14 protein-coding genes are annotated in these 15,713 nt (G+C 41.4%); all 14 read right to left on the minus strand.

Annotated elements, in window-relative coordinates:
- Positions 1–25 precede the first annotated feature (25 nt).
- A complete protein-coding gene (locus DFP80_RS04775; RefSeq protein WP_113915679.1) occupies positions 26–436 on the minus strand; it encodes a MerR family transcriptional regulator in 411 nt (136 codons plus the stop codon).
- 156 nt (positions 437–592) lie between these two features.
- Positions 593–1,882 (minus strand): NAD(P)/FAD-dependent oxidoreductase, encoded by a 1,290-nt coding sequence (locus tag DFP80_RS04780; RefSeq protein WP_113915680.1) that lies wholly within the window; start codon positions 1,880–1,882, stop codon positions 593–595.
- Between the two features lie 78 nt (positions 1,883–1,960).
- The gene (locus tag DFP80_RS04785) at positions 1,961–2,410 is read right to left on the minus strand and encodes a YaiI/YqxD family protein (RefSeq protein WP_113915681.1); all 450 of its coding nucleotides are present in this window, start codon (positions 2,408–2,410) and stop codon (positions 1,961–1,963) included.
- Positions 2,411–2,528: 118 nt separating this feature from the next.
- On the minus strand, positions 2,529–4,178 hold the full coding sequence (locus tag DFP80_RS04790; RefSeq protein WP_113915682.1) for an electron transfer flavoprotein-ubiquinone oxidoreductase: 1,650 nt from the start codon (positions 4,176–4,178) through the stop codon (positions 2,529–2,531).
- A gap of 53 nt (positions 4,179–4,231) precedes the next feature.
- Positions 4,232–6,001, minus strand: coding sequence for an acyl-CoA dehydrogenase family protein (locus DFP80_RS04795; protein WP_113915683.1), 1,770 nt, complete (start codon positions 5,999–6,001; stop codon positions 4,232–4,234).
- A 141-nt stretch (positions 6,002–6,142) separates the two neighbouring features.
- A complete protein-coding gene (locus tag DFP80_RS04800) occupies positions 6,143–7,204 on the minus strand; it encodes an AraC family transcriptional regulator (RefSeq protein ID WP_113915684.1) in 1,062 nt (353 codons plus the stop codon).
- A gap of 139 nt (positions 7,205–7,343) precedes the next feature.
- A complete protein-coding gene (locus tag DFP80_RS04805) occupies positions 7,344–7,697 on the minus strand; it encodes a hypothetical protein (RefSeq protein WP_113915685.1) in 354 nt (117 codons plus the stop codon).
- A 62-nt stretch (positions 7,698–7,759) separates the two neighbouring features.
- A complete protein-coding gene (locus DFP80_RS04810) occupies positions 7,760–8,185 on the minus strand; it encodes a cytochrome b562 (protein ID WP_113915686.1) in 426 nt (141 codons plus the stop codon).
- Positions 8,186–8,726: 541 nt separating this feature from the next.
- Positions 8,727–11,207, minus strand: a complete 2,481-nt coding sequence (locus DFP80_RS04820; RefSeq protein ID WP_113915688.1) for a Lon protease family protein — start codon at positions 11,205–11,207, stop codon at positions 8,727–8,729.
- A 206-nt stretch (positions 11,208–11,413) separates the two neighbouring features.
- Positions 11,414–12,223, minus strand: coding sequence for a TatD family hydrolase (locus tag DFP80_RS04825; RefSeq protein ID WP_113915689.1), 810 nt, complete (start codon positions 12,221–12,223; stop codon positions 11,414–11,416).
- Positions 12,224–12,230: 7 nt separating this feature from the next.
- The gene (gene holB, locus DFP80_RS04830; protein WP_113915690.1) at positions 12,231–13,169 is read right to left on the minus strand and encodes a DNA polymerase III subunit delta'; all 939 of its coding nucleotides are present in this window, start codon (positions 13,167–13,169) and stop codon (positions 12,231–12,233) included.
- Positions 13,170–13,808 carry a dTMP kinase gene (gene tmk / locus DFP80_RS04835; protein ID WP_113915691.1) on the minus strand — a complete coding sequence of 213 codons (639 nt, stop codon included), beginning with the start codon at positions 13,806–13,808 and terminating at the stop codon, positions 13,170–13,172.
- Positions 13,809–13,820: 12 nt separating this feature from the next.
- A complete protein-coding gene (gene mltG, locus DFP80_RS04840) occupies positions 13,821–14,852 on the minus strand; it encodes an endolytic transglycosylase MltG (protein ID WP_113915692.1) in 1,032 nt (343 codons plus the stop codon).
- Positions 14,839–15,666: an aminodeoxychorismate lyase gene (gene pabC / locus DFP80_RS04845; protein WP_113915693.1), complete on the minus strand. Its 828-nt coding sequence runs from the start codon at positions 15,664–15,666 to the stop codon at positions 14,839–14,841. Before pabC ends, mltG begins: the two co-directional genes overlap by 14 nt.
- Positions 15,667–15,713: the final 47 nt, after the last annotated feature.

Raw genomic sequence — 15,713 nt, forward strand, 5'->3', positions numbered from 1 at the left:
CTCCTCTATATCACTATTTACCGCCTTACTTGGCGTCTTCCCAACCTTCAATCAAACAGCAGATTGAATGGCCATCAGGCGCACCATTTGGCATACTTTCCCAAGCGGCTAACGCATCTTCCATTTTGACTAAATGCGCCTGAAGTTGAGCTATTTTCAATTTTGTTTCAGGAACTTTCCTTTCTAACAAATCCCGAACCATAGGACAGGGTGAATCGCCACTGTCAGACTGCTGAAATATTTCTTCAATTTGCTTTAGGCTGAATCCTAAATCACTGGCTTGACGAATGAAATTTAATCGCTGTAAAGCCGTCTGATCGTATAACTGATAACTATTTTTAGGGTCTCGTTCTGCTTGAATCAGCCCAAGCCTAGTGTAATGACGGACAGCTTCGGCCGTTACACCTCCCTTTTTAGCTAGCTCACTCACCCTCATAGAAACTCCTTTAAAATACCTAAAACGTAGCTTTAGTGTAAAACCTGTGTGTAGCACATAGGTCAAGCTTTACTAGAAATCATAAAATAAAAAATGAAGCAAAAAAAACCGAGTACATAATGTACTCGGTTTCTAAATTATCGTAGCGGCTAATAATTAATGTAATTTCAATTTTGGCTTAACGACTTTACCAATCTTTTGCGCAGCCATAATCACTGTCGCTTTAAACCAGCCATGTATCGCGATGAGATGAAGCCGGTATAGAGAAACATAAACGAATCGCGCTAGGCGCCCTTCGATAAACATTGAGCCTCCCATTAGATTCCCCATCAGATTACCAACAGTGCTGTAACGGCTTAAATTCACCAAGGAGCCATAATCTTTGTAAGTGTATTCCTTTAATGGCTCACTCAAAAATGATGCTTTGATGTTATCAAAAACTAATGACGCCATTTGATGAGCTGATTGCGCTCTTGGTGGAACGAAAGAGCCATCGGCTTGTTTGCATGCGCAGCAATCACCGATCACATAAATATTTTCAAATTCTGAAGTTTGCAAAGTGCCTTTAACTAAAATTTGATTGTTTCTAGTTGTTTCCAGCCCAGCAATGTCCGCCACAAAATCTGGCGCTTTAACACCCGCAGCCCAGATCATGAGATCGGCCTCAATATTTTTTTCATCCGCTGTTTGAAACCCACCATCATAAGCTCGAACGACCCGAGTACTTTGGCTAACGGTGACACCTAAGCGGATTAATTCTTTGGTTGCTAAAGAGGCAATTCTATCTGGTAAAGCAGCCAAAATTCGTGGGCCCGCTTCAATGAGTTGAATATTGACTCGTTTACCTGACATTTCAGGCATGCCATACGCTTTTAGCATATCGGCAACATGAAACAGCTCTGCCGACAGCTCTACACCCGTTGCCCCACCACCTACTATCGCCAGCTTCAATTTCGCATCCATTCCTTCTTGATGAATACGTAAAAACTGGTTCAAAAGCGCTTGTTGAAAACGCTCAGCTTGCTTATGAGAATCTAGAAAATAACAATGCTCTAGTACCCCAGGCGTACCAAAATCATTACTGACACTGCCTACTGCCATAACCAAAATATCATAAGAAATCGTACGTTCTGGTAAAACGATGTGACCCATATCATCAGAAAGAGAATCCAGAGTCAGTGTACGAGACTCTGGATCAACGCCCATCAAGGTTCCTAATTGAAATTGATAGTGATGCTTCGCAGCGTGCGCCCGGTAGTTGACACCATCGTTATTAATATCTAATGAGCCAGTGGCCACTTCATGTAACAGAGGCTTCCAAATATGAGTTTGGCTTTTATCAATAAGCACAATCTCTGCTTGGCGCTTTTTACCAAAGCTATGTCCTAGCTTGGTCACCAACTCCAAACCACCTGCGCCACCACCAACTACCACGATTTTTTTCATATAAAATCACCTATAAACATTGAATAATCTGGAAAACACTCACTAAAAGCACTTTCCAGATTCCTCAGCAGAAAAGCTTTATTTGATTCTTTGAGCTAATAACTTATCAAGTGTATTTGCAAAAGCCATTCTATCTTGTTGGCTAAACACTGCTGGGCCACCCGTTTGAATTCCAGAGGAACGCATCTGCTCCATGAAGTCTCGCATACCCAAACGCTGTTTTATATTTTCTTTTGTATAAAGTTCGCCTCGCGGGTTAATTGCCAAAGCACCCTTTTCAATGACATCAGAAGCCAAAGGAATATCAGCGGTGACGACTAAGTCTTGGATATCGATATTATCAACAATATAATTATCAGCGACATCAAATCCAGAACTCACAACACGGCGTTCGATCCATTTTGATGGCGGAATAGATATGGCTTGGTTAGCCACTAAAATACAGGGGATTTCAACACGTTCCGCAGCACGAAACAAAATGGTTTTGATAACATTTGGACAGGCGTCAGCATCGACCCACAAGCGCATAAAATTCCCCTTTTTTTGTAGGGTACTATTATTGATCAGTCGAAAAGTGAAATCTAGTGGTGAATGAGAACAAACGGAGCACATATAAGTAAACCGCTTGCTCTAGCACTCAGAGGGACTACATATTTGGGTAATTGGGCCCACCAGAACCCTCAGGTGTTACCCATGTAATATTTTGCGCGGGGTCTTTAATGTCACAGGTTTTACAATGGATGCAGTTTTGTGAGTTTATCTGAAAAACAGACTCATTATTGGACTCCACAATCTCATATACGCCAGCTGGACAATAACGTTGAGCAGGCTCACTGTATTTAGATAAATTACTTTGAATCGGAATCGCCGCATCTTTTAACTTTAAATGACATGGCTGATTTTCTTCGTGGTTCGTATTCGATAAGAACACTGAGGAAAGCTTATCGAAACTTAACAACCCATCCGGTTTTTTATATTCTGGGGCGACATGCTTATCTGCCAGCTCCATACTCGCATAGTCAGGCGTCATATCATTAAACGTAAATGGCAAACCACCCGAGAAGATATTCTGATCTAGCCAGTTATAAGCACCACCCCAGAAAGTGCCTAATTTGTGCATTACTGGAACAAAATTACGCGCTTGTTGTAACTCCTTACCTAACCAAGAATTGCGCACAGTATCATTAAATTGAACCAAATCAGCGGTAGACGCTTCTGATTGCAAAGCATCATAGATGCTTTCTGCCGCTAACATACCGCTCTTCATCGCCGTATGAGTACCTTTGATCTTTGCTGGATTTAGTGTACCGGCGTCACATCCAATCACTACTCCACCAGGGAAACTCATTTTAGGTAATGAAGCCCACCCACCTTTGGCAATTGCTCTAGCGCCGTAAGAAACCCGTTTCGCGTCTTTTAAATGCTCAGAAATAACAGGATGGTGCTTGTATTTTTGGAACTCTTCATAAGGGCTTAGATAAGGGTTTTTATAGTTCAAATCAACAATTAGACCAACCACTACTTGATTGTTTTCTAAATGGTACAAAAAGCCGCCACCGCCCGCTTCGTTACCTAACGGCCAGCCAGCTGTATGAATAACTGTTCCAGGCTTACTTTGAGATTCGGGAACATCCCATAATTCTTTAATACCAAGTCCGTAATGTTGAGGGGCTTTGCCTTTATCTAGCTCGAAATGAGCAAGAAGCTCTTTACCCAAATGGCCTCGGCAACCTTCAGAGAAAATAGTGTATTTGGCCTTCAACAACATACCCGGCATAAAACCATCTTTTTCAGAGCCATCAGCCGCTAATCCCATATCTCCTGTGATAACACCTTCTACACTGCCATTATCATCGTAAGCAATATGTGCTGCAGAAAAACCAGGAAAGACTTCTACCCCTAAAGATTCTGCTTGCTCAGCGAGCCAACGACACAGGTTGCCTAAGCTAATAATATAATTGCCATCATTATGAAGCGTTTTTGGAACCATCCAATTACTAAAGGTTTTAGACGCGGTCTCAGAACCTAGCCAATGAAGTTCGTCGACGTTTACTTTAGTGTTTAATGGCGCGCCCATTTCTTGCCATTCTGGGAAAAGCTCAGTTAAAGCGGATGATTCAACTATTGCACCGGATAATATGTGCGCTCCAATTTCTGAACCTTTTTCAACTAAACAAACACTAATTTCTTTTTCTTCAGCTTGCGCTTTTTGCATAATACGGCAGGCAGCAGACAACCCAGCAGGGCCACCGCCAACGATTAAAACATCAAATTCCATTACTTCTCTATCTGACATTGTTGCCTCCCATTATTCTTGTTTAGGGCTTTTCCTATAGTCATGAAATGCTATCAACGATTGAAAACATTTTTGTTTAGTTTGTCAACAGTTTCTAATCCAAACATTATTGAATGGACATGACCTAAAGCACGAGGCAAAACATGATCACAGTAAAATGCAACAGAATGCTCCCAAGAGTTCTTTTGTGATTCATCCAGTATTTCATCACCCTGTGCTGCGTGTAATGCTCTAACTTGTAACCATGCGCCAATTAAATATCCCATTAGCATCATATAAGAATACGCTAAGCCTGTACCTAAGACAGGATTCTTTTCCATAGCAGTCAAACAGGTTTGCGTCGCGGTTTCCGCCTGAGCTAGTATTTCCTTTACTTTGTCAGCATAAATACTAACAGACGATGAATGCCATTGAGCTATTTCAGCCTCAATGTCTGTTAATAACGACATCATCGCCACACCTTTATCTGAGTGCAGTTTACGACCGATCAAATCAATTGCCTGTATGCCATTCGTGCCTTCATAAATAGGCAGAATTCGTGCATCCCGTGCATGCTGAGCAACCCCTGTTTCTTCAATAAAGCCCATACCGCCATGTACTTGAATCGCTAAGGACGTTATTTCTTGAGCTTGCTCAGTAATCCAGCCTTTCACAATAGGTGTATAGAGTGCGGTTCGAGCGATGGCCTGCTTTTGATCATCCCCTGAGGCAAGGTGTGATAAGTCATTTTCCACCGCTGCCACATAGATCAGAGAACGCATTGCATCAATCTGCGACTTCATCGTCATCAACATACGAAGAACATCTGGGTGCTCAATAATCGCAGCTCGACCTGTTCGCTCGGCATTCATACCCTGCTTGCGTTCTTGCGCATAAGCTAGCGCTTGTTGGTAGGCTCGTTCTGATACGGCCAACCCTTGTAAGCCAACACCTTGTCTTGCATTGTTCATCATAGTGAACATAGCTTTTATGCCTTCGTTTTCTCGACCTACAAGATAGCCAACCGCTCCTTCTTTATCACCAAAGCTCATTACGCAGGTTGGTGAAGCGTGGATCCCCATTTTATGCTCAACAGAAACCACATGAAGATCATTACGATGAGCAGGCTCACTGTCTTCGTCTAGAATAAATTTTGGCACAATAAATAAAGAAATACCTTTTACACCTTCAGGTGCATTTGGCAAACGAGCCAATACCAAATGGATGATATTGTCACTCATTTGATGGTCGCCCCAAGTGATGAATATTTTTTGCCCTTTAATGCGAAATACATCTCCATCAGGTGTTGCTTTACAAGCAATAGCCGCAAGGTCCGAACCAGCGGCTGGTTCGGTAAGATTCATTGTGCCAGCCCATTCGCCAGCCAACATTTTAGGAAGGTATAAATTCTTTAGCTCTTCGCTAGCGTGCAAGCTAATCGCCTCGATCGCCCCTAGGCTTAACAAAGGGCATAAAGAAAAAGCCAAATTGGCCGCTTGAACGCCTTCGTTCACAGCCGTTGCAACATAAGAAGGAAGCCCTTGACCACCGTATTCTGGATCACCAGATAAGCCGATCCAGCCTCCTTCTGAATACGCCTTAAAAGCATTTTTAAAGCCTTTCGCTTCAATAACCTCTCCATTCTCAACGCGAGAGCCTTCTTTATCGCCACTGCCATTAATGGGCGCAATCACTTGTTCTGCGAGTTTACCAGCTTCACTAAGAATGGCCTCTAATAAATCGTTATCGACAGCATCTTCTAAAAAAGGTGTAAGACGTTCCGTTTTAGCAACAGAACGTAAGCTGAATAAAATATCGTTGATTGGGTACAGGTATTCGCTCATTTTTTATTCTCCGGTTAGTTTATCCGAGCGGATTTATACCTATAGAATGGAAAAATAATGCAAATCTCTCAATAACAATTCAAGCCTATATTTCTGACAAATACATTCAAAACCCACAAAAATAACCGCTAAAGCTATAATTTAAAGGCCTTTCATTGCTTTGCCAAACTTTAAGTATTCATCACTTTTTCGATATTCACCCGGTGTCATTCCCGTCCATTTTTTAAAAGAGCGGAAAAAGGCACTAGGTTCATCAAACCCCATTAAGGCGGCAATATCGTTAATGCTTAATTGCGGAGCATTCATATAGGTAATTGCTGCTTCTTTACGACAATCATCTTTAATGTTTTGGTAGGAGGTTTTTTCGTCATTTAAGCGCCGACGTAATGTGGATACACTCATATTAAGTGCACTCGCTACTTCATCAGCACTTGGCATTTCTCGTGAAAAGTCCTTACCTAGCATAGCCATAACTTGCGACTTCAAGCTATTGTCATTTTCAACCATTACTAACAATTGATAAGGTGCCGTTTTTAAAAAGCCTCTTAAGCTGTCTTCTGTTTGCACAATAGGCATATCAAGGTAACTGGCAGGAAACACTAAAGCATTAGCATGCTGATTGAATTTTACTTCTGACTGGAAAAGAGTCTTATAGTATTCAACATCGTCTGGGCGTCCACTGGTGAAGTAAGCCGCTTTCAAGTTTAATCGGCGGCCGATTAACCAACAAATAAAATGATGCCACATTGAAAGGGTTGTTCTTAACTGCTCTTTTGACTCTGGGGCAACGAGTTCAGTGATATTTTCTTCAGATGACGCAAGGGAAGCAAAAGTCACCATCGCGAAGCGACCTTTTTTGATCAATACTGGTTTAACGGTTGGGCCACGGCAAATCTCATAAAAATCACTACAACGATACAAAGCATGAGCCAGACTACGTGCATGAATGATGCAAAGACACATCATTCTAAAAGTGCCGTTTGGTACCTTACCACCACTTAGCATTCCAAAAGATTCATCTTGCATGAGCCACATGATTTTCTGATAAAGCATACCGTAGCGATAAGCAGGGAATGAATCACTTTGCTCTAATTCATCTTGCGTTAATTCCAAACTATCTAACACTGATTGACGATCTAACCCTTGACCCTCAACTGCTTTTAAAAGATAGCGAACACTCGACATCGGAACAGAAGCTTTCACACACATCACCTTAGTTAACAAATGACTTTAGTTAATATTGTTATTTCACGACGTTTTTTAGCATAAAAAAAGGCTGCAGATGCAGCCTTTTTTTATTTTACATTGATTTAATTATTTTTCTGCTTTTACTTTTGCTCGCTTATTTTTGCTCAGTAAAGGCAGACAACAATTCATCTAATGACATATCTTCATTATCTGTATCAATGTTATCGGATTCTTCCATTACTTCCGCTTCATCTGCTTTCTCACTCACAGGTTTAACGAAAACAAAACGACGAGGACGCACAGGGGCAGATTCAGCTTCTTTTTCTGGAAGCAAACCTAGTCGTTCTAGTTTTTTGTGCGCTTGTTCTTTGCGCTCCTTGGATTTCTTCGTAACAAAACGGCGAGTTGATGAAGATTTACGAGCTTTGTTTTGCTCTTTCATCATCTCTTTTGAACCAGTTTTTCCAAGTTTGCCACGCATACTGCGCGATTTTTTAACACGAGCCATAATATCCTCTCTTTATCGCTCGCAATTGTAACAGTGAATTAACCCTAGGTCATCCAACAGTATTAGCAATCTTTAAAAGAACTGTGACCTAACTTTCTTTGCTCACCCATTGCTCCAAACAATTCTCTGACTTTAGAAGAGTCACCAGACTGTAATGCGCGTTCTAGGTCTTTAAGCACCACAATCGTTCCATCAACAACTTTTTGGTATTCAGCATTTTGAGACTTTAATTCTGCCCCCTTTAGATCGTCATGGATAAATTTATGAGGCGTTTCGCTGCGTGATTTTTCAAAATAACTAATTAGAGAATCTACATGCTTCACTGCAGATTGATTGTCTCCAGATTTAACATCGGATGACATAGCGCGCATCTCATCTTTGATATTTTGCATATAACCATGTAACTCTGTATCACATGAACCATGTGCAAACACAGTAGAAGAGCAGGTTATCGAAAGAACTGCAGCAGAAAGGAGACCTTTTTTCATAAATATACCTTTTATTCCCAAAAGCTATTAACTCTAGGCTTTGTTAATCATGCAAAACAATACGTTTAAAGTAGCATGCTCGTGAAAAAAACACCTACTATAAATTGTAACCGCTAACACAACTTTACCTTTATTAATTCATATCCTCTAATGACACTGGGTATGATTGACGTGTATCTTACCAACCTTGCTATCCACCTATTAAATTAGTCATTTGAATTATCAGGGAGTTCAATATTTTTAAGCTTCGCCCTAAATCGCTTATTATGCTCAGTCTATTCATGAGTGGTTTTACGTTAGCAGAATGTAGCGACTATGACGCAAAACTTGCAGCCGACAAAGCCGCAGAAAAGTATATGAGTGGTAAAACGTTTAAAAATTCGTTGGTTTTGAAAAGGCACCTGCCGAGCAAAAGAAAAGAGGTCGCCAGCTATGTTTATGTGAAAGCTGACGACCTCTATTACACGATCTTCTCTCTAGTGAATTCTCAATGTAAGATTCAAATCATCAAAAGAACTCACGGCAAGCATTAGCTTCGCCATTATTTTTTCACTTTTTCTGATCCTTTAGCTTTCTCAGGTCTTTTGTCTTTTTCTGTATTTGAGGTGTCATCGGATTCTTCAGAATCATCTTCTTCGCCTTCCTCTTCTTCACCAAGCTTAGATATTTCTTCCAGCCTTTCGATCACTCGAGCAGATACCGTGCCTGCTGGGTATTCACCCTCTTCATCAGCAATCCCCGGTTCAAGGCCTGTCAATAAATGCAGCGCTTCATCTGCCGTTGAAATAGCATAAACATGAAACATTCCTAATTTAACGGCGTCAATGATTTCATCACTTAGCATCAAATTTACAGCGTTGGATTTTGGAATAATCACACCTTGAGTACCCGTTAACCCACGCGCATTACACACATTGAAGAAGCCTTCAATTTTTTCATTCACACCGCCAATGGCCTGAATTTCACCGTACTGATTTAAAGAGCCAGTTATAGCAAGATCTTGGCGTAAAGGAGCTTGAATCAAGGCCGATAACAAACAGCACAATTCCGCCGTAGAGGCACTATCACCATCGATATAACCGTAACTCTGCTCCATCGCGATTGAAGCTGAAATATCTAACGGGAAGCGCTGAGCATATTTATTGCCAAGATAACCAGACAAGATCAACACACCTTTAGAGTGAATATTTTGACCTAGGTTTGATTCTCTTTCGATATCGATAATCCCCTTGCCGCCCGGATAAACCGTAGTAGAAATACGCGCAGGCGCACCAAAGCTGCTATCACCAATTTGCATGACCGTTAAACCGTTGATTTTACCAACCGCGAAGCCATCACTTTCTAACAGCACTGTACCTTCGATAATTTCTTCAATGATCTTTTCACTAACACGACCTGTACGATGTTTTTTGGCTTTCAAAGCACGCGTAATATGATCAGCAGCAATTTCATCGTCTTTTGCCATTTGGCGTACAAAATCTGCTTCACCTAATAACTCAAACACATCACCAATTTTTGCAGCCATTTCACGTTGATGCTCTGCTAAACGGCTGCTGTATTCGATCAAGGCAGCAACGCCGTCACGAGTAACATTGGCATACTCTTCTTTATCTACTCGATCCTTCATTAGACGAGCAAAGGACAACTCAGAATCCTTAGAACGCTTTAGGGTATCGTCAAAGTCAACTAAGACACGAAACATTTCCTGAAAATCAGGGTCAGCATCTTGAAGCAAGTAATAAATATCACGAGCACCGATCAACACAACCTTCACTTGCAAGGGCAAATCCTGTGGAGACAATGTCGTAGTATTCATTAACCCCATGTCAGCATAAGGGTGTTCAATTTTTATGGTTTTACTCTTTAATGCACGTTTAAGAGCTTCCCACAAATAATGATCTGTAAGCAGTTTTTCTGCGTCTAAAATTAAATAACCGCCATTCGCTGCATGTAAACTACCAGAACGAATCAAACGATAACTAGTAACCAACATACCTTGATCACTACTGTGCTCTACCTGACCAAATAAATTACGATAAGTAGGATGCGGTTCATATACAACAGGCTGCCCACCATTGGTTTCATGTGTAATAGCGATATTTGGTAGATACAATTCTTCATAAAACTGACGACGACCAATCTCATCGCGGTTTTCAGAGGCCTTATCATCTGCCATTTGGTCTATGATGGTTTTATCCAAGTCATCTCTTAACGCGTTTAAGTGCGCAGTAATATCAGCATCGTCTTGGTATTTTTCAAACAAACCTGACATTAATGGATCCAAAGCTTCTTTGACAGTATCCAAGTTTAATTGACGAATTTGTTCATAGGTTGCACGTTTCCACTGCGGCAATCCCAATAACTCTTCATTAAGTAATCCTTCAAGTGTCGAAACACCTTCCTGAAATGCATCGCGTTCATCATCAGTTAATGCAGCAAATTCATTCTCTTCTAGAGCCTTACCGTCTTTCATTGGCGCAAAGCTAACAGAGGATGCATCACGAAACATGGCAACACCAATCTTTCCGGACACTCGCTCTACTTTATTAATCGCCGCTTCATATTGATCATTAAAAGCCCGGTCAATGATGCTTTTTTGTTGCTGATACGTTGGGTTCTCAAAAGCCGCAGGAAAGGTAAGCATTAGACCATCAATTAATGTTCGAATTTCTTTTTCAAATTCAGACGCTTGGCCAGGAGAAAACTCTAATGCTTTCGGACGATGACTTTCGGTAAAGTTATTGATATAAGCCCATTCATTAGGAGCCGGACGGCGTTTTGCCTCACTCTTTAAGTAATTTAATACATACGAAGAGCGACCTGTTCCAGAATCTCCCATGGCAAAAATATTGTACCCCGGACGCTGCATTGCCACACCAAACTGAATGGCTTCAACCGCACGCTCTTGCCCCAGAATACCGCTAAGAGGCTCTATATCCTTTAATGTTTTGAAAGTCAGGTGATCCGCAGGAACTTTGGCTGAAAGAGCTTGATACGGTAGAGAAGTAACCATGTTGGACATCAATCGATTTCCTTATGTCAACAAGCCATTGAGAAAGCAGGCTTGCGAAAGAAGAAGACTCTTCTTTCAAATATTTTAAATAAATACAATACGTTGAGACTAACACTCTGATTTCATTGCGACTATATGTAGACAGAGAAATCTTGCTTTATTGGCAAGTAAACATCAGTTCCCAACTTTTTGTTAATCAATTACGCTACACCTTTTTAAAGGTTGGACAACTGAAGCTGATGTTGCGGATTTGCGCGTGTAAAAACTCGATGGAAATTTGCCGCTGTTGCTTCCAGTAAGGCTTCATAACGAATACCTTTCAAATCGGCCACATATTGAGCCACTTCGGAAACATACTGAGGTTCGTTTTTTTTGCCGCGATAGGGAACAGGCGCCAAATAAGGCGAATCTGTTTCAACAATTAGAGACTCTAAAGGCAATTTTCGAACCGTTTCTTTTAAGTCTTGTGCGGTTTTAAAGGTCACAATGCCAGAAATAGAAATAAGATAATTTTCATCTAACGCCGCTTTTGCCATTTCATAATCTTCAGTAAAACAATGCAATACGCCCGCACTATTCGGGTTACCATATTGTTTAATTAGCGCTAAAGTCTCTTTTTTGGCGCTTCTTGTATGTACAATAACCGGAAGCTTCAGATCACCGGCAGCCTTAAGGTGATGCATAAAGCTAATCTTCTGGGCATCATGAGCTTCCTCTGATGCTTCATAAAAGTAATCTAAACCAGTTTCACCGATTGCGATCACCTTAGGGTCTGCTGCGTATTTGCACAAAAGCACGTCATCTTTAATTAAGCCTTCGCTCTGTAACGGGTGAACACCACAGCTCGCGTAAATACCAGCGCGCTTGGTAAAACCTAATACTGTATCCATCTTATTAAGATCAACAGAAATAGTAAGAAGCTGTCTAACGCCCTTGCTATATGCAGCATCGATGACTGAGTTTATATCATTGTTATGTGGAGCCAGATCAAGCATATCAAGATGGCAATGGGTATCAATTAGCATAGTAGATTTACCACTGATTCAATTCGTGTGTGAGTTGCATAATGGGGTTTAAATTTGTCTTTTGAAGGTCTGACTTCATTTTTTGCAACGATTGGTAACGCTGCATAAGAGTTTGAATCCCAAGGCGAGTAATAAGGGTGTCATAGATTGGCTGTAAAACTTCATCTATAGGCGCCCCAGTGGAGTGGCAAATGCATTGGTGTAGAATTGCCGCCAAGCCATTACAGTAATCTTCAATATTGTGACTATCTACCCCTTTCAGCACACCACTAACTGGGGTTACTCCTCGGAGCATGCTCGTCAATTTATCTGGCAAGGCAGCATATAATTGAGTCTTATTTTGCTGTTGGATCGATAACAAGCGAAACGGTTGAGTCGTTAACCAAAATAACGAACTTAAGATTTCGCCATCTGGTTGCCTCCCTAACCAAGCCCTCACGTCTACCATATTCGGTGTGGGCACGTTCACCAGTAAGCAGCGACTGCGAATAGTTGGTAATAGGCTTGTAGACTGGGAACTCGTCAACACAAAAAAAGTACGATCAGCTGGCTCTTCTAAGGCTTTCAGTACCGCATTGGCCGCATTTACGTTCATTGCTTGGGCATGAGTTATTAAGACAACTTTATTCTGGCCAACTTGAGGCTTCTGGCTTATTTGGCGAACCAATAAACGTACCTGATCGACTTTAATCGTGGAGGCTTCGCCATCCAATATACGATAATCAGGGTGCGTATCAGCATTCATCAACTGACAAGAATGACAGGTCCCGCATGCAGCAGCCTGATCTTTTTCGCACATTAAATCTTTCACCATTTCATGGGCAAGCTCTTCTTGCCCTACACCATCTGCGCCAGTAATCAATAAAGCGTGAGAAAGACTATTGGTTTGTTTCAATACCTGCACTTGACGCAAACAAGGCAGTAGCCAATCAGCAATATTTGTCATCTAACAGTCACCAGCCCAGGCTAAATTTAATTGCACCAACTGATCTTCAATCTGTTTTTTTACAGACTCTAAAGACTGACTAGCATCCACGACTTTAACTCTTTTTGGGTCCGCTTTAGCACGCTCAAGAAAACCATCACGCACTTTTTGATGAAACGCTAATGATTCCTTATCTAAGCGGTCTTGGTGTTGACGCAGAACAACACGTTCTTGACCTAACTCAACAGGTACATCTAAGAGTAATGTAGCATCTGGCTTACTCTCGCCTACCACCCAGGTCGCTAATTGATCAAGCATGGCGATATCTCCGCCTCGTGCTTTGCCTTGATAAACATAGCTAGAATCCAGGAAACGATCACTGATGACCCAAGTGCCTTTATCTAAAGCGGGTTGTATTTTCTCTGCTAAATGCTGAGCTCTAGCTGCAAACACTAGCAACAACTCAGTGACATCATTTACCCTTTCATCTCGTGGCGATAAAATAAGCTGACGAATTTCTTCGGCAAGTGGCGTTCCACCTGGCTCACGAGTCATAATGTAGGGAATATTGTGGTCATCTAGCCACTGACGGATGAAGTGAATTGCCGTCGTTTTACCGCTGCCTTCACCACCCTCAAGCGAAATAAATTTACCCTTCATACAAACCTTCCTCTATTTCGTTTTCGCTGGTGTGGAGCGATAATCTTCTCGACGTTTAAACTGATACTTTCGTACTGCTCGGTTATGTTCTTTCAGAGTATTCGAAAAAGCATGAGTGCCATCACCCTTAGCAACAAAATACAGAGCTTTAGTTGGCTCTGGGTTTAATGCCGCTTCAATGGCTTCACGGCCAACATTGGCGATTGGCGTCGGCGGTAACCCATAAAAGCGATAGGTATTATAAGGTGATGAGTCTTGCAAGCCCTTGCGTGTTAAATTGCCATTAAACAGATCACCAAGCCCATAGATAACGGTCGGATCTGTTTGCAGGCGCATACCTTTTTCTAATCGACTAATGAAAACTCGAGCGATCAATGGACGCTCATAAGCAACACCGGTTTCTTTTTCAATGATAGAAGCCATAATCAAGGCTTCATAAGGCGACTTATAGGGTAAGTTCTTCGCTTTCTTTTGCCATAAATCGTCTAATGTTTGCGTCATCAATTCATGCGCATGCTTTAAAATACTCACGTCTGTGTCGCCTTCATGGTAACGATAAGTATTTGCAAAAAACTGGCCTTCAGGATGCGAGGCGTCGATCCCAGTTTGTTTAACTATCTCTTCATTTTTTGCATCAAGCAAGGTCATAGTAATATTGCCACGAGCTTGCATAGCTAACAAAAAATCTCGCGTTGTCTTTCCTTCCAGTAAGGTGATGGAATAAAAAATAGACTGCCCAGAGTCAAATAGCGCCATAATATCCAATAAGTTCATTTCAGGTTTGATGGCATATTTTCCGACTTTAGGCACCCACTCTGGATGCAACCTAGCAACCACACGAGTTAAGTAAGGATTCGCAATCAAGCTCTTTTCAGTAAGTTCGTAGCCCAAACTATAAGCAGTATCACCCGCTTTAACTTCAAATTCTACTTGGTTTGTTACCTCAGCAGGAGCTGTCAGAGAGACATAAAGATAGCCAGCTAGTAGAGCTGACAGAGTAATGGATAAAAAAACAACCCGATAAAACCACTTAATGAGCGCCATGCACATCCTTAGCTTGCATTAAAATCTGTAATTTTCGAGTATGAACCCCAATAGGAAAAGATACTCCTGAAATACCAGTGACAGGCACTATACCCATTAGACTATTCGTAATAAACACTTCATCTGCAGACATTAGGTCGCTCAGTAAAAAATGACCAACTTGAACCGTATAGTCATATTGATTTTGTATGATGGCTTTTCGGTAAGTGCCCTGCACACCAGACAGCTCTAGCGAAGGAGTATAAAGAACGCCTTGCTTATACCAAAATAAATTGCTCTGAATACACTCAACCAACTCGCCATCACCATTCATCATGATTGCTTCAAAATCAGCCGACGACAAAAACTGCTTAGCAATGACATTCTCAAGCCTATTTAAATGTTTCATTCCTGCAAGAAAGCGGTTGGAACTGACTGGAACAGGGGAAATAGAAAGCGAAACGCCTTTTTCTCGATGAAGTTGGTAATTGGGTGCAGGCAGGATACCGATAATAACGGAGTGAATGCAGTTCTCAGGAGCTAAATAGCCTCTTCCCCCCTCGCCTCGACTAACAATAATTTTCACGACAGATTCTTCATCGATCAATGGTAAAACATTGGAGTGTAAAAAATTATACAGAGAAGATTTTTGTTCTAGAGAGAAAGGCATAGCAAGCTTAGATAGCCCACGATAAAGACGAGAAAGGTGGTCATTTATTTGCAAGAAATGCCGAGGAAAAACACGAATAGTTTCGAACACACCATCGCCATAAGCCAAACTACGATCAGCAACGGAAACCGAATGGTCTAATCTGTAATTGACGAACCAAGTCATGGCTAAAAACTCAAAAGTTAAGGTTAGCTATGATAGCGAAAAATAAA

It is taken from the genome of Marinomonas rhizomae, from assembly GCF_003315485.1.
Lineage (GTDB): Bacteria > Pseudomonadota > Gammaproteobacteria > Pseudomonadales > Marinomonadaceae > Marinomonas > Marinomonas rhizomae.